The organism is Acinetobacter sp. NIPH1876 (assembly GCF_022808535.1).
In the GTDB taxonomy this organism is placed as follows: Bacteria; Pseudomonadota; Gammaproteobacteria; order Pseudomonadales; family Moraxellaceae; genus Acinetobacter; species Acinetobacter higginsii.
Map to the genome: position 1 here is coordinate 33249 of NZ_JALGBR010000011.1, position 22092 is coordinate 55340.

21 protein-coding genes and 1 riboswitch are annotated in these 22092 nt (G+C 42.1%); of the genes, 7 read left to right on the top strand and 14 right to left on the bottom strand.

Annotated features, from left to right (window positions below):
* The first annotated feature begins 5 nt into the window (after window positions 1-5).
* Entirely contained in the window at window positions 6-1112 is a 1107-nt protein-coding gene (gene sfnG, locus MN869_RS12950) for a dimethylsulfone monooxygenase SfnG (protein WP_243307962.1), read from the top strand.
* A gap of 75 nt (window positions 1113-1187) precedes the next feature.
* On the opposite strand, the gene MN869_RS12955 is transcribed toward sfnG, so the two are convergent.
* Window positions 1188-1601 carry a winged helix-turn-helix transcriptional regulator gene (locus MN869_RS12955; RefSeq protein ID WP_243307964.1) on the bottom strand — a complete coding sequence of 138 codons (414 nt, stop codon included), beginning with the start codon at window positions 1599-1601 and terminating at the stop codon, window positions 1188-1190.
* Between the two features lie 104 nt (window positions 1602-1705).
* On the opposite strand from MN869_RS12955, the gene MN869_RS12960 reads away from it, so the two are divergent.
* Window positions 1706-2248, top strand: a complete 543-nt coding sequence (locus MN869_RS12960; protein WP_243308217.1) for a cysteine hydrolase family protein — start codon at window positions 1706-1708, stop codon at window positions 2246-2248.
* A 60-nt stretch (window positions 2249-2308) separates the two neighbouring features.
* Here the strand turns inward: MN869_RS12960 and acs are convergent, their stop codons facing one another.
* Window positions 2309-4252 carry an acetate--CoA ligase gene (acs, locus tag MN869_RS12965; RefSeq protein WP_243307967.1) on the bottom strand — a complete coding sequence of 648 codons (1944 nt, stop codon included), beginning with the start codon at window positions 4250-4252 and terminating at the stop codon, window positions 2309-2311.
* Window positions 4253-4589: 337 nt separating this feature from the next.
* On the opposite strand from acs, the gene MN869_RS12970 reads away from it, so the two are divergent.
* Together MN869_RS12970 and MN869_RS12975 are read left to right on the top strand one after the other, a co-directional pair.
* A complete protein-coding gene (locus tag MN869_RS12970) occupies window positions 4590-5153 on the top strand; it encodes a DUF805 domain-containing protein (protein WP_243307970.1) in 564 nt (187 codons plus the stop codon).
* 132 nt (window positions 5154-5285) lie between these two features.
* The gene (locus tag MN869_RS12975; RefSeq protein WP_004803649.1) at window positions 5286-6257 is read left to right on the top strand and encodes a mechanosensitive ion channel domain-containing protein; all 972 of its coding nucleotides are present in this window, start codon (window positions 5286-5288) and stop codon (window positions 6255-6257) included.
* Here the strand turns inward: MN869_RS12975 and MN869_RS12980 are convergent.
* Together MN869_RS12980 and MN869_RS12985 are read right to left on the bottom strand one after the other, a co-directional pair.
* The gene (locus MN869_RS12980; protein WP_171550839.1) at window positions 6246-6956 is read right to left on the bottom strand and encodes a 16S rRNA (uracil(1498)-N(3))-methyltransferase; all 711 of its coding nucleotides are present in this window, start codon (window positions 6954-6956) and stop codon (window positions 6246-6248) included. The two genes, MN869_RS12975 and MN869_RS12980, sit on opposite strands and share 12 nt — an antisense overlap.
* Window positions 6953-8272 (bottom strand): 3-deoxy-D-manno-octulosonic acid transferase, encoded by a 1320-nt coding sequence (locus MN869_RS12985; RefSeq protein ID WP_243307971.1) that lies wholly within the window; start codon window positions 8270-8272, stop codon window positions 6953-6955. The genes MN869_RS12980 and MN869_RS12985 overlap by 4 nt, the downstream gene beginning before the upstream one ends.
* A 269-nt stretch (window positions 8273-8541) precedes the next feature.
* Between MN869_RS12985 and MN869_RS12990 the strand changes: the two genes are divergently transcribed.
* Window positions 8542-9312: a Hint domain-containing protein gene (locus MN869_RS12990; protein WP_243307975.1), complete on the top strand. Its 771-nt coding sequence runs from the start codon at window positions 8542-8544 to the stop codon at window positions 9310-9312.
* 61 nt (window positions 9313-9373) lie between these two features.
* Here MN869_RS12990 and MN869_RS12995 read toward each other — a convergent pair whose 3' ends face one another.
* The 3 genes from MN869_RS12995 to prfB form a co-directional block, all read right to left on the bottom strand.
* On the bottom strand, window positions 9374-10438 hold the full coding sequence (locus tag MN869_RS12995; RefSeq protein WP_243307977.1) for an alkene reductase: 1065 nt from the start codon (window positions 10436-10438) through the stop codon (window positions 9374-9376).
* 27 nt (window positions 10439-10465) lie between these two features.
* A complete protein-coding gene (locus tag MN869_RS13000; protein ID WP_010590065.1) occupies window positions 10466-10768 on the bottom strand; it encodes a helix-turn-helix transcriptional regulator in 303 nt (100 codons plus the stop codon).
* A 162-nt stretch (window positions 10769-10930) separates the two neighbouring features.
* Window positions 10931-12026 (bottom strand): peptide chain release factor 2 gene (gene prfB / locus MN869_RS13005; protein ID WP_096089470.1). Its coding sequence is split into 2 segments (ribosomal slippage): window positions 10931-11953 and window positions 11955-12026, totalling 1095 coding nucleotides; the frame shifts between segments, so codons are not numbered across the junction.
* A gap of 411 nt (window positions 12027-12437) precedes the next feature.
* Between prfB and MN869_RS13010 the strand changes: the two genes are divergently transcribed.
* Both MN869_RS13010 and MN869_RS13015 read left to right on the top strand, forming a co-directional pair.
* Window positions 12438-13250 (top strand): putative porin, encoded by an 813-nt coding sequence (locus MN869_RS13010; RefSeq protein WP_171550843.1) that lies wholly within the window; start codon window positions 12438-12440, stop codon window positions 13248-13250.
* Window positions 13251-13459: 209 nt separating this feature from the next.
* Entirely contained in the window at window positions 13460-14317 is an 858-nt protein-coding gene (locus tag MN869_RS13015) for a putative porin (protein ID WP_243307979.1), read from the top strand.
* A gap of 47 nt (window positions 14318-14364) precedes the next feature.
* Here the strand turns inward: MN869_RS13015 and recJ are convergent, their stop codons facing one another.
* The 7 genes from recJ to MN869_RS13050 all read right to left on the bottom strand — a co-directional run bounded on the left by recJ (window position 14365) and on the right by MN869_RS13050 (window position 22022).
* Complete coding sequence (gene recJ / locus MN869_RS13020) at window positions 14365-16065, bottom strand: single-stranded-DNA-specific exonuclease RecJ (protein WP_243307981.1); 1701 nt, start codon at window positions 16063-16065, stop codon at window positions 14365-14367.
* Window positions 16066-16716 carry a pyridoxamine 5'-phosphate oxidase gene (gene pdxH, locus MN869_RS13025; protein ID WP_243307986.1) on the bottom strand — a complete coding sequence of 217 codons (651 nt, stop codon included), beginning with the start codon at window positions 16714-16716 and terminating at the stop codon, window positions 16066-16068.
* A 12-nt stretch (window positions 16717-16728) separates the two neighbouring features.
* A complete protein-coding gene (gene glmM, locus MN869_RS13030) occupies window positions 16729-18066 on the bottom strand; it encodes a phosphoglucosamine mutase (RefSeq protein ID WP_243307987.1) in 1338 nt (445 codons plus the stop codon).
* Between the two features lie 127 nt (window positions 18067-18193).
* On the bottom strand, window positions 18194-19660 hold the full coding sequence (gene guaB / locus MN869_RS13035; RefSeq protein ID WP_004803627.1) for an IMP dehydrogenase: 1467 nt from the start codon (window positions 19658-19660) through the stop codon (window positions 18194-18196).
* Between the two features lie 268 nt (window positions 19661-19928).
* The gene (locus MN869_RS13040; RefSeq protein WP_243307988.1) at window positions 19929-20735 is read right to left on the bottom strand and encodes an MBL fold metallo-hydrolase; all 807 of its coding nucleotides are present in this window, start codon (window positions 20733-20735) and stop codon (window positions 19929-19931) included.
* Window positions 20736-20899: 164 nt separating this feature from the next.
* Window positions 20900-21475 carry a TMEM165/GDT1 family protein gene (locus MN869_RS13045; protein WP_171550849.1) on the bottom strand — a complete coding sequence of 192 codons (576 nt, stop codon included), beginning with the start codon at window positions 21473-21475 and terminating at the stop codon, window positions 20900-20902.
* 84 nt (window positions 21476-21559) lie between these two features.
* A riboswitch (yybP-ykoY riboswitch) is annotated at window positions 21560-21700 on the bottom strand.
* A gap of 34 nt (window positions 21701-21734) precedes the next feature.
* Complete coding sequence (locus MN869_RS13050; RefSeq protein ID WP_171550850.1) at window positions 21735-22022, bottom strand: hypothetical protein; 288 nt, start codon at window positions 22020-22022, stop codon at window positions 21735-21737.
* Window positions 22023-22092: the final 70 nt, after the last annotated feature.

Consider the following 22092-nt stretch of genomic DNA (forward strand, 5'->3'; position numbering starts at 1 on the left):
CAACGATGACAATAACAGCATCCGCAATTAAATTTGCCTACTGGGTTCCGAATGTAAGTGGCGGTCTCGTTGTAAGCAACATTGAACAACGTACAGACTGGAGCTATGACTATAATGTGCGCTTAGCACAAGCAGCGGAACGAAGCGGCTTTGAATATGCCCTCACCCAAATCCGTTTTACCGCTGGCTATGGCGCAGAAAACCAACATGAATCAGTCAGTTTTAGCCATGCTTTATTAGCAAAGACCGAAAAACTCAAAGTCATTGCGGCGATCCTGCCTGGTCCTTGGAAGCCTGTACTCGCGGCTAAACAGCTGGCAACCATTGACTACCTTAGCCAAGGGCGTATTGCGATTAATGTCGTCAGCGGCTGGTTCCGTGGCGAATTTGATGCGATTGGCGAACCTTGGCCTGAGCATGATGAACGTTATGTTCGTTCCGAAGAATTTATTCGTACCCTCAAAGGTATCTGGACCACTGACAATTACAGCTTTGAGGGCAAATATTACCAATTCCAGAATTACACGCTTAAACCGAAACCATTGCAAAAACCTTATATCGAAGTGTTTCAAGGCGGCAGTTCCCGTGCCGCACGCGATATGGCTGCACGTGTATCGGACTGGTATTTTACCAATGGCAATAGCGTTGAAGAAATCAAAAAGCAAGTTGATGATGTCCGCAGCAAAGCAAAGTTAGCCAATCGACAAGTCAAGATTGGGGTCAATGCTTTTATTATCGCACGTGATACTGAGGAAGAAGCCAAAGCAGTCCTCAATGAAATCATTGCTCAAGCCAATGTCGAAGCGGTGAATGCCTTCGGTGATGCGACTCGTGAAGCAGGTGCAGCAGCCCCTGAGCGTGAAGGTAACTGGGCAAAATCGACCTTTGATGATCTGGTTCAATACAATGATGGTTTTAAAACCAATCTAATTGGTACACCGCAACAAATTGCTGAACGGATTGTGGCTTTGAAGAATGTTGGCGTTGATCTGGTTCTTTCAGGCTTTCTACATTTTATTGAAGAAGTAGAATATTTTGGCGAGAAAGTACTGCCACTGGTTCGTCAGCTTGAACAACAACAGGAAATTCAATTGGAGGCAAAATCAGCATAAGCTTGGCATTAAATAAGAAGAAAAATAAAAGCGATTGAATATTTCTCCCCAAGGCTCGGCTTGGGGATTTTTAATTTAAGCAGTCTCAATTTCCCGCATGACCGTTTCAACCGAATATCGGCACCACTGCGACAGTTGCTCAATAAACTCATTTAATTGTGATGGATTAAAATGGCTGACAATCATATAACAGGCATTACCGAGAATTTTAAAACATTCATCCACCTGCTCGTATTGTTTAACCAGTAATTCAACTTCGACAAACGCTTGCTGATCATTCATAAACAATTGAATAAACTGCTTATGTTCATACTTAATCGCAATGGTGTAATTTTTGATGATGCCTGCATCCATCAATTGAGCAATCCGCGCTCCAACAGCTTGCCCAGTACGGTGCACTCGCTGTCCTATTTCTTTATGGCTTAAACGCGAATCTTGTTTCAGCAATTCAATAATTTTTAGGTCAATCGGATCAAGTTCAATATTCATTTTTCATTAGGAAAGAAAACCAGCAACAATGCTTTCATCTGAATATAGCCGATTTCTGCATTTCACCCTACTCTTGTTTTATCTTAACGCTGGAAGAAAAAATGATGAAACAAGCCTTACTGATTATTGATGTCCAAAACGATTATTTTAAAAATGGCAAAATGGAATTGGTCAATCCAGACCTTGCTCTAGCGCAAACCAATCTATTAGAAGATCATTTTATTCAAAACAATTTACCCATTATTTACATTCAACACATAAACCCTGCCTCTGCCAGTTTCTTTCAGGAAAATACAGTGGGTGTTGAATTACATCCACAACTTAAAGTCACAGAAAGCTCACTCATTGTCGAAAAGCATTTTCCTAATAGCTTTCTAGAAACCAATCTTCAAGCCATCCTTGAACAGCATCAAGTTGAACAGTTAGTGATCACAGGTATGATGACCCATGTCTGTATTGATTCAGGGACACGTGCAGCCAAAGAACTCGGCTATCAACCGATTGTGATTGCAGATGCCACTGCAACCCGTGATCTCGAATATGCGGGTAAAACCGTCAAAGCAGCAGATGTGCAAACGGCGTTCTTATCTGCACTGGGTTTCTTCGCCACTGTACAAAACACGGCAGATTTTTTGGCGCACAATTAAATAATACAGATAAAAAAAAAGAGCGCTCCATCGAACGCTCTTTTCACATTTGCATCGGGTTTATCGGTTTGGATAAACCGTGGCAATCAAATGTTCAACCACAGCAGGTTCAGCCAACGTTGAGGTATCCCCCAAAGTATCCAATTCATTTGCCGCGATCTTTCTTAGGATACGGCGCATGATTTTACCTGAACGAGTTTTTGGCAAAGCGGGTGCCCAATGTAGTGCATCTGGGGTGGCCACAGGCCCAAGCACTTTACGCACCCAATTGACCAACTCTTTACGTAGCTCCTCAGATTCAGCCACATCGGCTTGTAAAGTGACAAAAGTACAAATCCCCTGTCCTTTAATATCATGCGGCATACCCACCACCGCAGCCTCAGCCACTGCCACATGCGAGACTAAGGCACTCTCAATTTCCGCAGTCCCTAAGCGATGACCTGATACGTTGAGTACATCATCGACACGTCCGGTAATCCAATAGTAACCATCAGCATCACGACGTGCACCATCACCTGTGAAATAGTAATTCTTAAAGGTCGAGAAATAAGCCTCGATAAAACGTTGTGGATCACCCCAAATGGTCCGCATTTGACCTGGCCAAGAATCCTTAATCACCAGATTGCCTTCAGTCGCACCGTCTAGCTCATTGCCCTCTCCATCCACCAGTGCTGGTTGAACACCAAAGAATGGACGTGTTGCAGAACCTGGTTTTAAGGCAGTTGCACCCGGTAATGGTGAAATTAGAATGCCGCCTGTCTCTGTTTGCCACCATGTATCGACAATTGGGCAACGACCTTCACCCACCACTTCATGGTACCAGTTCCATGCTTCTGGATTGATCGGCTCACCCACCGAACCAAGTAGGCGTAAACTACTCCGATCACTTTCACGTACATAAGCATCGCCTTCACGCATCATGGCGCGAATCGCAGTCGGTGCCGTATACAGAATGGTGACGTTATGCTTATCAATCACATGACCGATACGTGCCCAAGTTGGATATTGTGGAATCCCCTCAAACATCACCGTGGTGGTGGCATTACTGAGTGGCCCATAGAGTAAATAACTATGTCCTGTAATCCAACCGACATCTGCGGTACACCAATACACATCATCTTCACGCAGATCGAAGACTTCTCTAAAGGTGGTATTCACATACACCAGATAACCGCCTGTGGTATGTAACACACCTTTCGGTTTACCTGTTGAACCTGAAGTGTACAGAATGAAGAGCGGATCTTCTGCTTTCATCGGTTCTGGCGGACAGTGTTCGTCTACCTCCATGATGGCAAGGTGATACCAAACATCTCGTGGGGCATTAAACTGAATTGGATTCCCTGTACGATGCACCACAATCACGTTTTCAACACTGCTGGTACCATCAATTTCTAAAGCGGCATCCACGTTTTCTTTCAGTGGCAGTAACTTTCCACCGCGCATGCCAGCATCCGCAGTAATCACTAGTTTTGCTTGGCAGTCTTCAATACGACTGGCCAAGGAGTCTGGCGAGAAGCCACCAAACACCACACAATGCACGGCACCAATACGTGCACAGGCCAGCATGGCAATTGCCGCTTCAGGCACCATCGGCATATACAGCACTACACGATCACCTTTGCGAATACCTTGCTTCTTTAACACATTGGCAAAACGGCAGACTTCATCATGCAGTTCAGAAAACGAAATGATTTTATGACGCGAAGGGTGGTCACCTTCCCAAATAATCGCTGGCTTTAATGGATTATCTTTAAGATGTCGATCTAAGCAGTTGGCTGAGACATTCAGCTCACCATCCGCAAACCATTCAATTTTAAAATTATCTTGATTAAAACTGGTATTTTTGACCTGTGTAAATGGTTTGATCCATTCAATCTTGCTGGCTTCCTCTGCCCAAAATGCTTCAGGTTGCTCAATCGAATGCTGGTAACGTTTGAAATAGTCTGCTTCAGAGATTCTTGCCGTTTCTTTGAATTTATCAGGCACTGGGTAGATTTCTTTCATAGCTCACTTCCTTGGTTTTTTATCTCATACCTTAGATGTTCTCATCTATTACACGGGTATGTTTTGTTCTCACTTGCAGTATTGACACCATTTACAAGCGCAAACAATGCGGCTTTGGTCGTAGAAATGTCAGGGCTTTTAATCTTTCAATCTTGTCTTAGTTTTAGGCTAAAATAGCAAAACCGACGCTTTTACGATCCATTTCTTTTCAAAAATTTACTCAAAATAATTTAAATTTGAACTGCTTGTCTATGCTTTTTGTTCTTAAAATAAGTGATTATTTTGATCATTGCCAAAAGCTTAAAAGATTTAATAATCAAAAAAATAGGAATGCACTATGTTTGACCCTGTAATAACGCCCCAAGTACAACCAATCAATGACCATCCACTTTCTCCTAAAGGTCGTTTTAACCGTCTCAGCTATTTAGGTTGGTACGGTTTGCTCAGTTTGGCTTGTCTGGCTGCATTTATCTTGATCTTTGCTTTCGCGGGTATTTTTGCAAGCCGCAACGTCGATGAAGCCATATTTAGTGCGTTTCCAGGCATGCCTGTCTTTGCCATGATTGCAGTGTGGTTGGGTGCCTTTTATTTGCAAATCGTGCTTTTGATTCGTCGCTTACATGACTTGAATAAGACTGGCTGGCTATGCTTGTTGCTATTGGTGCCCGTGATTCAACTGCTGTTTACCTTATACGTTTTGCTTGCACCAGGAACACCGCATCGCAATGACTATGGTGATGTTCGCCCATCTCGTGGATGGGAAAAAATACTGGCATGGCTGATGATTTTGGTCACCTTACTGATGATGTCTGGTATCTTCATTTTTGCGTATTATTTTGCCAGTCCAGATCTCTGGGAAGCACCAACCCAAATCATTCAAAATACCACCGAATATTTTTAAACGACCGCATCCAGCGAATTGATTTAATCATCATGGGAAGTAAAGACTGAATTTTCACATGCGTAATGGGTATAAATTCATTATGATTGCTTCCCTCATTTACTCCTTCCTTTGCGAAATAGAGATCTTGCTGTGGCAAACGAACAAACAACATTGACTGAAGTGGCAAAAGATACAGGTGCGCTGATTCATCAAGCCAGCACCAAGACCACTGAAACGGTCTTGGCTCATACTGAAAAGTATCACGATGCCTATACCACCATTGATAAAATTATGGACAGTTTTTGGGAGCGTATTCCCTATATCGGTATCGCGATTACAGTTTTCATTATCTTTTGGCTGCTCACCAAGTTGTTTAAACTCTTTATTCGGAAGACTTTAGAAAATCGCAGCTATACCCGTCAAAACCTAGTCCTAGTACTCAATCGTGTCGGTAGTACCTTTATTATCTTCTTTGGCTTCTTGATTGCGTTGGTGATTGCCATCCCAGGCTTTACGCCAAGTCAATTGATTGGTGCTTTGGGGATTGGTTCGGTTGCGATTGGTTTTGCTTTCAAAGACATATTCCAGAACTTATTGTCCGGGATTCTGATTTTGATCAGCGAACCGTTTCGTATCGGTGATGATATTGTCGTAAATGGCTTGGAAGGAAACGTTGAAGATATTCAAATCCGAGCAACTTTCTTACGCTCTCCAGATGGCCGTCGCATCGTGATTCCCAATGCTACGGTGTACACCAGTGCAGTCACAGTCAACAATGCCTATCAACGTCGTCGTTGTGAATTTGTGGTTGGTATTGGCTATGAAGATGACATGCAAAAAGCCAAGAAGATTATTCTCGATATTCTGGATCGTAATTTGAATGTACTGAGTCAACCAGGTTTCTCGGTCAACGTCACCGCACTGGCAGATTTCTCAATTAATTTAACAGTACGCTGGTGGGTCAATACCACTGAAACCACTACCTCAGCCTCTATCAGCGAAATTCAAGAATTGGTGGTGACTGCTTTTGACGAAAAAGGAATTTCAATTCCTTATCCAGTGCAGGAAGTCAAAGTCTATCGTGGTGATCAATCTGAGCTGAGCGATGCTTTAGACAAATAATCGCCCTAAAATATTCGATACGGCTGTTTCAGTTCGCAAAATTCGGTTGCCTAAGCTCATCGCTTGGCAGCCGTTTTTTATCAGCAGATCAACCTCATAGGGAATAAATCCTCCCTCTGGACCAACGATCAAACTACAAGACTGTTGAATTGCATACGGCATTGGCTGCTCTGCATAGGGATGCGCCACAAAAGCAGGCTGTTCTGCGCTGATCAACGTCGGTAAAACATCTTCCACAAAAGGTTTAAAGCGTTTATACAGTTGGATTTCGGGTGCAATAGTATCGCCCGCTTGTTCTAAACCTAAAGTTACATAATCATTCAGTTGCTGTAAAAACGGTGTTTGCCAATAGCTCTTATCCACTCGATAACTATGAATCAGGCTAATCCGTTCCACGCCCAAGGTCACAGCATCCATAATGATGCGACGTAATACTTTAGGACGTGGCAAGGCCAGAATCAGATGCACGGGAAGCTTTGCAGGAACCACTTCTGTTTGTACTGGACGAACCCTAATGCATTCTTCGCTGATAGCCACCACCTCAGTTAAGTAGCGCTGATCTGCACGAATCCCAACCTTTAAGGTATCACCAACATTCAGCTGTAAGTGCTGAGCTAAATGCTGTAATTGTCTGGGCTGGCTAATCTGCCAGACCTCCGCCGAAACACACTGATCTGGCTCGAGTAAAACAATATTCATGACGATATGGTTTGCTGTAAATAGTGATCAAGACACTGAATATGCTGTTGTAGTGAGCCTTTATTTGCTTGTAGAACCCGCTGAGCCTGTGTAACCAGTTGCTGAGCCTGTGCAGTATCCTCAAGACAAGACAATAGCTGTTGCCCGACTTGCTCCGCATCCGCTCCAATCAAAATACCCTGTTGCGCCACAAACTCATCCACAATGGTTTGAAAATTGAAATAACGCGGACCAATGACGGTGGGTACATTCAATACCATCGGCTCTAAAATATTATGCCCACCACCTGGTTCATTCAGTGAACCACCGACAAAACAGGCTTGGCTGAGAGCGTACCATAACCACATTTCCCCCATACTATCAGCAAGGAAGACTTGAGTATCCGCTTGAATCAGTTGCTGCAGACTACGGCGTTGGGTTTTTAAATTTAAACTTTGGCAAACTTGATATACCTCATCAAAACGTTCAGGATGACGCGGCACCACAATACACAGTAAAGCTGGATTTGAATTTAAATGCGGCTGCAATTGTTGCAGTAAATTTTGCTCTTCGGGCGCATGCGTACTGGCTAAGCTAATAATCTGACGATCCGCCAATTGCCAATCTTGTTTCAACTGCTGTGCTTGTTGCAGACACTGTTCTGGTGCTGAAATATCAAATTTAATATTGCCAACCACCTGACTTTTGACCGAATCAAGACCTAGATCGACATAGCGTTGTTGCGTTGCCACATCTTGGGCCAGTAGCCAAGTCAACTGTTGCAGCATGGGTTGAGTTAAACGACGGACCTTGCCATAACCTTTGGCCGATTTTTCGGAAAGGCGTGCATTCAATAAAATACAGGGAATCTGTTGCTGTTGTGCTTCGGCAATTAAATTGGGCCAGATCTCTGTTTCAACCAATGCCAATAGCCGAGGTTGATACAGATTAAAAAAACGTTTTAATAATGCTTTTTGATCGACAGGCAAATATACCGCCTGAAATAAATCCAGATAGGGTGCTTTTAAAAACAGGGATTTTGCACGTGCTTGCCCCGTCTTAGTGGTATTGGTCACTAAAACGGGATGACCTAATTTTAGATAATGCTCTATCAAAGGTTGAGCCGCGTTGGTTTCACCGACAGATACCGCATGGAACCAAATTGCCCCTAAATTTTTAGCAGGCTGAAACGGCCCAAAACGCTCGATACATTCCTGCTGAAACAGCGCATCACTTTCTGCCCGTTGTTTGATTTTCCAGCGGTACAACGGTTTGATACAAGCCAGTAGAACGTTATACCAAAACGGTGTTTGCTGTGCTGCTGTGTTCTGCGCCATCCGAGACCATAATTGACAATCTGATTCCCGTTCATTATGCGGAAATTTGTGATGTTTTGACAGTTAGACTTTTAAATGTGTTTTGAAGGAATATGGATTTCCTGTCTATATGCTTAGGCCAAATTATCTTGTAAATTAGCCAATTGCGTGATTTAGTCAATGACTTAAAGAATTGATATGTTTTCACTCTAAAAGAAAAATCTATTTGAAATTTCATTAGATCACGACACAACCATGAAAAGAAAAAAACGAACAAGGGGGTTAAGCAAATGTATACTGTCAATAAACAAAAAGGATGTTTTCCAGCTGGAACTCGTATTATCACAGAGCAAGGTCTAGTTCCGATACAAGACATTAAAGTGGGTGATATGGTTCTGTCCAAGCCAGAATCTGGTGAGGGCGAGCTTTGCTACAAACCTGTTATAAGCACAGCTTCTTATGAAGATAAAGAAATTTGGGATTTATGGTATTTTGAAATAAAGGCTAATACAAATCTTGCACAGCTCAATAAGGACAAATTACTACGACTCTCTCGTAAAGGTAAATTGAACGGAATTGCTGCAACACCAAATCACCTATTTTGGGTCAAAGACATCGGTTGGACTCGTCTAGATAAATTAAAAAATGGTCAAACCCTCAGAACACATGACGAAGAAACTTTTGCTTTGATTCTTATGGTGAGTCCTTTACGTAGGACTACACTTTTAAATGTTGCTGGTAGTTATCATGTTCGTAATATTCTAGATGCTGAGCGTAAAGGTTTTGATGCTGACGATGTTGAATACTTTGATTTATGTGAATACGATGAAACAGGCTTATATAAAATTCTAGGATGCGATGTATCTAGTCCATTTAATGTGAATCATCAAGAAATTCATGTTTTAACGGGAACATTTCATCAAAAAGTCTATAATTTCGAAGTAGCTGATCATCAAACTTATTTTATTACAGAAAAAGGGCTATGGGTTCACGATACCAATTGTGTAGATATTCCTTCTGATTTATTACCTTATAATTTAGCCAATCATTTTGAGAGTTAAATAAAAAACTCATGCAATTTTGGTAAATCACATGAGTCATTTTTTTAAGTTTTAAAGCAAATTATGCTTCTAGCTGTTCAAAGGCCGGATAATCAGTATAACCCTCTGCACCATCACCATATAGCGTTTGTGGCTGAAGTGGATTTAAAGGCAAATCGTGTTGTAAACGTTCAAATAAATCCGGATTCGCAATATATTGTTTACCGAATGAAACTGCATCGGCTTGGCCTGTCGCCAAAATACGTTTCGCAGAATCCGCGGTTAAACCTTCATTGGCAATCCACACGCCTTTAAATTTCGGGCGTAATTTTGGTAACACACTATCCTCAGCTTCATATTCACGCGTGAAAATAAAACCAATCTTGCGTTGATCTAATTGCTCAACCACATAACCAAAAGTTGCTAATGGATTTTCATCGCCCATATCATGCGAATCACCGCGTGGCGCAAGATGTACACCCACTCGACCAGCACCCCATACTTCGATGAAGGTATCTACAACTTGTAGTAATAAACGCGCACGGTTTTCAATTGAACCGCCGTATTCATCATCACGTTGATTGGTTGTGCTTTGCAGGAATTGATCAATCAGATAACCATTGGCTGCGTGTAATTCCACACCATCAAAACCAGCTGCTTTGGCCTGTTCAGCTGCATTTCTATATTGCGCAACGATTTCTTGAATTTCTTCATGCGATAAGGCACGTGGTGTCACAAAAGGACGCTTTGGACGAAGTAAGCTTACTTCACCCGCAGGTTGAATCGCACTGGGTGCCACAGGCGTATCACCATCCAATAAGTCTGGATGTGAAATACGACCGACATGCCACAGCTGAACCACAATTTTTGAACCTTGTGCGTGCACGGCTTCAACAATTTTATGCCATGCCTGTGCTTGTTCTTGTGACCACAAACCTGGCGTATTGGCATATCCCGCTGCTTTTGGGCTAATCACCGTTGCTTCGGTAATAATAAGACCAGCATTGGCACGTTGTTGGTAATATTCCACCATCAAATCGTTTGGAATACGCTGTGCACCACTACGCGCTCTGGTTAAAGGAGCTAAAACCAAGCGGTTTTTAATCGTGAAATCACCTACTTGCAAAGTAGAATTTAGTTCAGCCATGATCGCCTCAACTTACACTTCTTCGATTTAAAGTGCTTGTTTTAAATGTTCGATATATTGCTGAATCAAAGCTTCATTGCGCGTGAAATAAGACCACTGTCCATATTTCTCAACCTTAATCAAACCTGCCTGTTGCAATACAGACAAATGATTCGACATGGTCGATTGTGCAACTTTTCCTAAACGTTCGATGTGCCCTGCACATACACCCCGTTCAAAACTACCACCACATTGCTCAACGGGTAGAAATTGCTCAGGCTCTTTTAGCCATTGCAAAATCTGTCGACGTAATGGATTGGCTAAGGCTTTGCTTATAACATCAATATCCATAGACACACCACGTTTCTCAAGCGGCAACGCTTTGTTCAGCACCTGAAACCAGTATATCGAACTTTTCAAATATTAATATCTATTTTTTTCGATATTAATATCATATTTTTTCGATTAACCAGCCGATGCTGAACGAGATTGCCGTTTTAATTGGATTAAAACTTATAAACCTTGCTTCAAACTTGCTTCGATGAACTTATCCAAGTCACCATCTAACACTGCTTTGGTATTGGAATTTTCCACACCTGTACGCAAGTCTTTAATGCGTGAGTCATCTAGGACATAGGAACGAATTTGACTTCCCCAACCGATATCTGACTTTGAGTCTTCTAAGGCTTGAGCAGCTTCATTACGTTTGCTCATCTCGAGTTCATAGAGTTTGGCACGTAATTGCTTCCACGCATGGTCACGGTTGGCATGTTGTGAACGTTGGTTCTGACAAGCCACTACAATGCCTGTCGGTGCATGCGTTAAACGAACCGCAGAATCGGTTTTGTTAATGTGCTGACCACCCGCACCCGAAGCACGGTAAGTATCGGTACGGACATCGGATGGATTGATATCAATTTCGATATTGTCATCAATCTCAGGCGAGATAAACACGGCTGAGAATGAAGTATGGCGGTTGTTGTTACTATCAAATGGTGACTTACGGACTAAACGATGTACGCCACTTTCAGTACGTAACCAACCATAGGCAAATTCACCATCTACACGAATGGTTGCTGATTTAATCCCAGCGACATCACCATCTGACACTTCCATCAATTCAGCTTTAAAGCCATGACGTTCGATCCAGCGTAGATACATACGTAATAACATTGACGCCCAATCCTGTGCTTCTGTCCCACCTGAACCAGATTGGATTTCAAGGAAGCATGGATTTGGATCCATTGGATTACTGAACATACGACGGAATTCAAGATTACCTAAGGCCTGTTCAGCACTGTCTAATTCTGCTTGAACATCCAACAATAAACTTTCATCATCCGCTTCAACCGCAAGGTCTAGCATCGCTTTGGCATCATCTAACTGTTCAGCAAGACGATCAAATACACCTAATGTGTTTTCTAAACTGCCCTTTTCTTTTGCGATGGCCTGAGCACGGCTTTGATCATTCCAAATCGCAGGGTCTTCTAATTCTCTTAAAACTTCTTCTAAACGCTCAGCTTTTAGATCGTAGTCAAAGATACCCCCGTAGTGTTTGGCTACGATCAGATAAGTCTTTCAATTGAATTAAATACGGATTAATTTCCACGCGTCTTTTCTCACACTATTTTTTCACTTAATCCGCTATTTTAACATAACTGTTTTAGTCGACACAGCCATGTCATTTTGAATACATTTATTTATTAAAATGGATTTTTTAAATTACTTAATTTTATGCCTGAAATGTTTAGTTAGATTTCTCCGACCCTAGTTTTTGTATAAAAATTAGACCAATTACACTAAAACACACAATCTCTCCTAAGTTTTAATAAATCAAAACATTGATTTTTTATTGATTAATATCAATTAGATAAAATGTCAAAATTACAAGTCAATTACATTCGTACTGTTCGATTACCTTATCAAGATTGACGATATTGAAAATTACTCTAGACTCAAGTTGTAACAAAACATGTATCAGTGTTTAACACTTGGTTTAAATCTTAATGAGGAAACAACCATGAAAAAATTAGCAATTGCATCAGCACTTTTATCTGCCATCGCAGTAACAGGCACTGCTCATGCTTATCAAGCTGAGGTAGGTGGTTCTTATACCTATAAAGACCAAGATCGTTTTGGTGACAATGATCGTTTCAGCGTAGACGGCAAATATTACTTTAACCCAGTACAAACACGTAATGCACCTCTTGCAGAAGCAGCGTTCCTTGACCGTGCGAGCAATGTAAAAGCACAATACGCTCATGAAAAAGATGATGCATTCAAAAACAATCAATATGGCGCAGGTATTGAATACTTTGTTCCAAACAGCGATTTCTATTTAAGCGGTAATATTGGCCGTGAAGAAATCAAACCGAATTCTAAATATGCAACTGACGAAGACAAATTAAAAATCAACCATTATTCAGCAGAAGTTGGTTACTTACCAGCACCAGGTTTATTGGTTGCTGCGGGTGCAAAAACGGTTGATGTGAAAGATGGCGACCGTGAAACTAGTCCAACACTTCGTGCCAAGTATGTAACTAAAATGGGTCAAAATGACGTAAATTTAGAAGCATATACTGCTTTTGGTGACAACAAAGAAGTGAAGTTAAAAGGTGATTACTTCATCGACAAAACTTTAAGCGTTGGTGTGGATTATCAAAAACTTAAGTATGACGACACAATCGTTAACTCAAATGAATGGGGTATTTCTGCGAAGAAATTCTTCAATCAACAAGTGAGCTTGGAAGGTCGTGTAGGTTTCGGTAACGATAAATCATATATTGATAATGACTACACTTCATTCGGTCTTCGTGGTGCATACCGCTTCTAAGACTTGAATAGCAATTTGTAATATCGGAAACGCCCTGAATCATTCAGGGCGTTTTTTATTGCCAACCCCGTTTTCTTATCATTTTCAATCCTCCCCATTTTGATTTTTTCCCAGCTTAATCCTGTATTTAAGAATTGACGCTTAGCTATTTTTGAATACACTACTCCGTGTAACAAAATATGTATGATTTTTAATCGGGGGAAATTCGAATGAAAAAACTAAGTCTTCTTGCAACACTGATAAGTGCTTGCTTTGCCATCAATGCCCATGCTTATCAAACCGAAGCCAACGGTGCATATGAACATATCAACATGGATGATGGGAAAGGCAACAGCGCAGTCATCAGCGGGAAATATTATTTTAACCCTGTGCAAACCCGTAATGCACCTTTAGCAGAAGCTGCTTTCTTAGATAAAGCATCGAATATCGGTGGCGGCTATGCCTATAGCAAACTGAAAGATGACGAAGATTTCGGTGACTTACAATTCAATATTATCGGCCTTCAAGGTGAGTTCTACGTCCCTAACTCACAATTTTATCTTTCTGGTGCCTTACATCGCACCAATGTCAAAGCAACAATTAATGGTTTAGGCTCTCATTCCGAAAATGGCGATGGCTATAGTCTTGAAGCAGGTTTCTTACCCATCAATGGATTACTCCTTGCAATGGGTGTTGCAGATTTATCTGATAGCCTAAATCCAGTTCAGGTTGCTCAATACGGCTTTACCAATACGCTTTCAAACGCTGCAATTGTGTCTGGCGAGAATGACGATACCGCCGTTTCTTTACGTGCAAAATATGTTTCACAGATTGGCGGTTACTATACCAATTTTGAAGCACTGAGTTATATTGGAGATGAAACGACCTATCGCCTAGGCGCTGATCTTTATCTTGATCCAACCCTCAGTGTCGGCATCTCATTTGCAGATTCTACCGCTGATGATTCAGACAGTGTTTTCAATATTCACGCGCAAAAATTCTTTACGCCACAATTTGCTTTAGGCGTCGGTTATACCACAACAGATGGTGTTGATTCTTATGGTCTCAACGGTACTGTCCGCTTCTAATCAATAGCGTGTAACGGTTAAAAAATCCGCTCATCAGAGCGGATTTTTTATTGTTTTAAATAAGCGATTTGCAATTGTAAACGGGTATTACCATTAAAGACATTCCGCTCCAAGGTATAGACTAAATCCACATAGCCCAGCATGGGATTAAATTCAAAACGGTCCATCGCATGAAATGCAATTGCATCTATGGAATGAGACCCGACTGCCAATTTGAGTTTTAAATGTTGCTCTTTGAGCCAACGATAATCGATCACTTTGAATCGCCCCTCAAATTGAGGCAGTGGAAACTTCTGCCCCCAGGGCCCAAGTTGTTCAATCCAATCCAAAGTCCCTAAATGTAAATCTGAATCGCCCAGCTCACCATCCGTCCATAAGGTCGCCGTGAATAATTCATCATCCATTTCGGCAATCGCTTGGGTGAAAGCCGTTTTGAATGCATCAAAATTTTCTTTCTTCAGGGTTAAACCCGCGGCTGCAGCATGCCCGCCAAAATGACTGACCAAATGTGGATATTGTTCTGCAACTTGCTCAATGGTATCGCGAATATGAATCCCATCAATCGACCGTGCTGAACCTTTAATATGGATCCCATCTTCATCAGGCGCAAACACTAAACTTGGACGATGAAATTGCTCCTTTAAACGTCCAGCCACGATTCCGATGACACCTTGGTGCCATTGTTGATCAAACATCACCAATGCTGCAGGTAAATGCTCTGTTTCCAACTGAATATGTTGCAAAGCACTTAGCGCTTGCTGCTTCATTTCAGTTTCAACTTGGCGGCGCTCGATATTGAGCTGATTCAACTGTTGTGCAATCGGATAAGCGGTTGCCATATCAGCCGCAAGTAAACACTCAATTCCGATCCGCATGCTTTCCATTCGACCTGCTGCATTGATTCGCGGGCCCACCACAAAGCCTAAATCTTGTGCACGTAAACTGGCTGCGTCACGTCCTGCAATATCCAGTAAGGCTAAAATACCTGCACGACATTGATATTGCTGAATCCGCTTTAATCCGGCATCAATCAAAATACGATTGTTATAATCCAAACTGGCGACATCGGCATAAGTCCCTAATGCGACCAAGTCGAGATACTGGGTCACTTTACTGCTGCTTTTAGCTTGCTGAGTTCGTAAACTTGCCAGTCGAGCCAGCACATAAAAAGCCACACCTACCCCAGCCAAAGCCTTACTTGAAAACCCACAACCGAGTTGGTTCGGATTAACCACTGCCTCAGCACTCGGTGTTGGCTTGGTGGTTAAGTGGTGATCAGTAATGATCACCTGCATCCCTAACGCTTGGGCCGTATCTACACCTGCATGGCTGGATATACCATTATCCACGGTAATCAAAAGATCTGGCTGATAGCTTTGCTTGGCCAATTCAGCAATGGCGGGCGTGAGCCCATAACCATACTTAAAACGATCAGGCACCAGATACTCAACCCTAGCACCCATATCTTGCAAGACAAGAACCATTAAAGCGGTACTGGTCGCACCATCGGCATCATAGTCCCCTACAATCACGATCTGTTTTTGCTGATCAATAGCTTGATCGATCAACGCAACTGCCTCTGCTAAGCCTTTAAGCTCAGGGGAAAGCAAATGCTTGAGTTTGAGTTCCAGCTCTTGCTCAGACTGTACACCACGTCTTGCTAAAATTTCGGCAATAAAAGCAGGCACGCCCTGAAACTGTTCAGGGCGTGTCAGCAGTGGTCTTTTTTGAATTTGAATCTGGGTCATTTATGGCATCAAACGTTGGATAGTCCAAAGACCATTTTGTTTTTCATAACTTAAACGATCATGTAAGCGATTTGGTCGCCCTTGCCAAAACTCATAATAATCAGCTTCTAAGCGATAACCGCCCCAAAACTCAGGCTTATCCAGTTCATCTTGAACTTGACTTTGCAGCGCTTGAAAGCGTTGTTGTAATAACTCACGACTTTCAATCACCCCACTTTGTGGGGTACTGATATGCGCAGCAATCTGACTGTCACGTGGACGTTTATGGTAGTAATCCGTCGATTCTTGTTCAGAAATCTTGATGACCTTGCCACCAATACGGATCTGACGCTCTAAACTTGGCCAGTAAAACAGCAGCTCAGCATACGGATTGTCAGTTAAGTCTACACCCTTTTGGCTGTCATAATTGGTATAAAAATCATAACCTGCTTCTGTCGCACCACGTAACAAAACTGTACGCACATGCGGTCGACCCTGAGCATTTGCTGTCGCTAATGACATCGCATAGGGTTCATGTAAATTGGCAGCTAATGCATGATTAAACCAATTCAGAAACTGTAAATGCGGCTGTACGCTGATCTGGGATTCATGTAATTCACCTTGCTCATAGCTCAAACGCAACTCACTCAGGTCTTTAATGACATCACTCATGATGGCTCCCCCTTAAGCAGCTTGGGCTTGAGCGCGTACTGCATCTGCTAAATGATTCGCCAACGCCTCAACTTCTTGTTGCTGATCACCTTCCACCATGACACGAATCACAGGCTCGGTACCTGACTTACGAATCAACAAACGACCACGACCTTTCAATTGCTGTTCCGCTTTTTCAAATTCTGCAACCAAGGCTGGAATTGAATATGGATCAATCATGTGTTGTAGACGAACATTGACCAGTACTTGCGGGAATAACACAAAGCCTTCAACCAACTCATGCAGTGCTTTGCCTTGTTCCACCATCACAGTGAGCACTTGTAACGCTGCAATGATCGCATCACCCGTCGTGCTCTTATCTAAAGTGAGAATATGACCTGAAGGTTCACCGCCTGTGACCCAATTATTTTCTTCTAGGGCTTGTAATACATAGCGATCACCAACTTTAGCACGAACAAAGCCAACCTTAGCTTGTTCTAGGGCCAACTCGAGTGCCATATTACTCATCACGGTACCTACAACACCCGCTGGCTTATTCTTCGCCTGTGTTGCAAGAATATAGAGAATATGGTCACCATCAATCAATTGACCATTTTTATCCACCATGACCACACGATCAGCATCGCCATCGAAAGCAATACCGACATCGGCTTGATGTTCCAACACTGCTTTTTGTAGTTGTTCTGGATGAGTCGAACCGCAATTTTCATTAATGTTTAAACCATCAGGTTCATTAAATAAAGGAATGACTTTAGCACCGAGCTCACGGAATACCGATGGGCCTACGCTATAGGCCGCACCATTGGCACAGTCCACTACGATTTTTAAATTACGTAAGTCAAAATTGTACGGGAAAGTCGATTTACAGAATTCGATATAACGACCATTGGCATCTTTAACACGAACACTTTTACCCAAATTTGCAGTGTCTTCAATCACTAAATCTTTTTCGAGTTCCTGATTGATTTCATCTTGCAAAGTATCAGGTAATTTCTTACCTGCACTTGAGAAGAATTTAATACCGTTATCAAAATACGGGTTATGTGATGCTGAAATCACGATCCCAGCATGTGCGTGTAATGCGCGAGTTAAATGTGCAATGGCAGGTGTTGGGAGCGGGCCCAATAAATGTACATAAACACCCGCTGCATTCAGACCTGCCTGTAAAGCCGCTTCTAAAATATAACCCGATAAACGCGTGTCTTTCCCCAACACCACAATCGGTTTATTTTTAGGACTATTTCTTTTTAATACTTTCCCTGCAGCAAAGCCAAGTTTTAATGCGAACTCTGGGGTAATTGGCATTTGCCCAAATTTGCCGCGAATTCCATCAGTACCAAAATAGCTCATCTTTTACTCACTTTCTTATCTTTTATATGGTGTGGAACCATATCTTTCTTCATCTGATTCACTTTACACCAAAACGAAAAAACCGTCAGTGGACTGACGGTTTTTCTGTCAACAAAATTACCAAAAATCAACCAACTCGATAGTTTGGCGCTTCCTTGGTAATTGTCACGTCATGAACATGTGATTCTGACATGCCTGCTGAAGTAATTTTCACAAATTTTGCATTTTGACGAAGATCTTCAATGACAGATGAACCCGTATAACCCATTGATGAACGTAAACCACCCATCATTTGGTGTACGATGTTACCCATTGGGCCTTTGTACGGCACTCGACCTTCAATACCTTCTGGTACCAACTTTTCCGCACCCGCTTTAGCGTCTTGGAAGTAACGGTCAGCAGAACCAGATACGCCTGCCATTGCACCCAATGAACCCATACCGCGGTATGCTTTGTAGTAACGGCCTTGGAAGAATTCAACTTCACCTGGTGCTTCTTCTGTTCCAGCGAGGAGTGAACCAACCATAATCGTGCTCGCACCTGCGCCAATTGCTTTCGCCATATCGCCAGAGAAACGAATACCACCATCTGCAATTAAAGGAATTTGATCTTTCAGTGCATTTGCAACACTATCAATTGCAGAAATCTGTGGCATACCAATACCAGCCACAATACGTGTCGTACAAATTGAACCAGGCCCGATACCGACTTTCACCGCATCTGCACCTGCATCAAGCAATGCCAATGCTGCATCACCAGTTGCAATGTTACCGCCAATGACTTGAACTTGTGGGTAGTTGGCTTTTACCCAACGAACACGTTCAATTACACCAGCTGAGTGACCATGGGCAGTATCCACCACAATCGCATCTACACCTGCATCGACCAAGGCTTCTACACGACTTGGTGTTTCTGCACCTGTACCCACCGCAGCACCCACACGTAAACGACCCAAATCATCTTTACAGCTGTTTGGATAACTTTCAGCTTTACGGAAGTCAGTTACGGTAATTAAGCCTTTAAGCTCATGGTTTTCACCAACGACCAATACTTTTTCAATACGGTGTTTTTGCAATAATGCTTGGATATTTTCTTTCGACTCGCCTTCACGAACAGTCACGAGGCGGTCCTGACCTGTCATGATGTTGCTTACAGGCTGCTCAAGATTGGTTTCAAAGCGTGTATCACGACCTGTGACAATCCCCACCACTTTGCCATCTTTTACAACAGGCACACCACTAATATTATTCGCTTGGGTAATCGCAATCAGCTCACGCACTGTCGTTTCAGGGCCAACAGTGATTGGATCTTTCACCATACCAGCTTCAAATTTTTTCACACGGCGAACTTCAGCGGCTTGCGCTGCGATATCCATGTTTTTGTGCAAAATACCAATACCACCATTTTGCGCCATTGCAATTGCCATACGTGACTCAGTCACCGTATCCATTGCAGCAGAAACGAGAGGGATATTAAGTTGAATTCCGCGAGTTAAACGTGTCTTTAAGGAGACATCTTTTGGGAGAACAGTTGAGTAGGCAGGAAGTAATAAGACATCATCGAAGGTTAGCGCTTCTTGAACGATGGTCAGCATAACAATCTCACTGGTAATTTCCGTGAGCTATTATAAACAAATTTCGATGTGATTTTCATTTTCTATGATGAAAATAATTTTAATTGATCCTATTAGTGATTTTCGAGACAATAACTTTTAGCTCTAAATCCTAAAAATTCAATTCAAGCAAAAATTAATTATTAATATAAATTTCAATAACATAAAAACAAAAATATCAAGTCAACCGATAGAACAGCGACGTCGCTGCCCTACCACGCATAAAACGTTACATTTCACTTACCATGAGTTAACTCATTTCAGTCGGTAAACTAAAAACATATTCATTCATCAAATCTACGCCACATTCCAGCGTTTCGATCCAGTCTAGAAATTGATTAATCATCTCTTTACCAACAAAAGCGGTTCCATGTTGCGGCACAATCATGTCGATATCCATTTGGCGAACCATATTGACCCATAAACGAATCACCTTATTGGAACACATATAACGTTGATGAAAGCCTTTCATCTTTTTAATATGGGCTTCAAAATCTGTAATCGGTAGGCTTGCATCATCAACGATCGAAGCCCCCATATCCCCTGAAAATAAGATTTTTGCTGTTGGATCATAAAACTGGAAATTACCAACGGAATGCAGGAAATGTGCAGGCACTGCAACAATCGTAGACTCACCTAAAGAAATAATTTGTCCCGTATCTGACAGTTCGATCAAGCGCTCTTCCCAATTCCCCTTCATACGCTCACTCATAAAAGCAGAGTTAAGATGCGGTAAAAAACGTGCCCACAGCTTAGAGGCCACCACTTTGGCATCGGTATAGACTAACCAACGCGGCATCGAGGTAATAATGTCAGGGTCTTGATGCGAGGCCATAACATAATCCAGATTTTTCAGTTTGGTATAGCGATTAAGTTCCATAGTTAAAGGAACATAAGTGAGATCACCACCCGGATCCAAAACCGCGGCACGCTCATGATCAATAATTAAAAATTGATTGGCCTGAATGCCTTCCCCCTTGACTAAACTGGTAAAACTAATGCATTTATGTGTGCCATTATCAAATAATATTTGCGATGTTGTCCGCTCAAAACTCATAACTACCCCAAAAAAATTCTTTAAATATGAAATATTTTTAATTCCATAATAAAATAATGGGATTTAGTTCATGTTTCAATCAGATATTTGACTTTTATCCTAAATTTATAAGAAAAAACCCATCTCTTCTAGATGGGTTTTGATGGATTTGAGATTCAATCCGATTAAAGGAAATAGTGTTGTACCAAAGCTGAAACACCAACGATCAAGAAAATTGCAGCCCCAATTTTATGAATCAATGAAATCGGCAATTTATCAGCTAATTTATCACCAATAAATACGGCAGGCGCATTGGCAAGCATCATACCGAACGTAGTGCCCAACATCACCCAAAACACACTGTCGAAACGTGCTGCTAAAGCGACTGTCGCAATCTGGGTTTTATCACCAATTTCAGCCAAGAAAAACAGGATGAAGGTTGCACCAAATACCCCAAACTTCTGCCATTTATTGATGTTTTCAGTTTCATCCCCCAATTCATCTGGAATCAACATCCAGATTGCCATACCAATAAATCCAAGCGCCAAAATCCATAATAGAATTTCAGGACTGAGTACAGTGGTAATCCATTGTCCCAAGACAGCAGAAATACCATGGTTGATCGTGGTGGCCAGTAGGATGGCAATTAGAATCGGAATTGGTTTACGGAAACGTGCTGCAAGCAAGAGAGCGAGTAGTTGCGTTTTATCGCCCATCTCAGCGAGGGCAACAATGGAAGTGGAGATGAGAAATTCATACATAGTTGAATGCTCTGGCTAGCAAAATATACCGATGACCTACCCCTCCTGCTAGCCAAAATCAAATAGATTGATGCAGAGTGGTAAATCAAAGGTCTTGCCAACAAAAGCACAGCTGAGAAGCTGTTCTTGGTTCTTTGCTATGATGACCATGTTCAGTTGAACAATTATGTTGATCATCACCTCTTTACTTTGCGTAAAGAGCGGCTACTCCCCAATGAAGTGAATCTATTCTATCAAACAATAAAATGCTTTTGAATGCTTATACCCAAAATTTTTGGTAACTCCAGATCAACACCCGTAAAAAACCAAGCAAAAAGGCCAAATAGGCACTTAAACCAAGAAATCCGAAACTGCCCCAACCGCTGGCTCCGCCTACATCTTGTGCTTGATATTCCATCGCCATCACAACAGTCGCAAGCAGGACTTCAAGTCCCATGACCACATACATCACCCAATCCCATGGAAAATGTAGAACGCTGACCCACAAGCCCATCGCCACAAAAACAACCAGCAATAAAGGCAGCATCACCCGATAAATCACCAACATCCCTGCTCCCTCTGGCAATGAAATTTTATTCTCAGCTCAACATAACATACATCTATTCATTTTTTGTTCA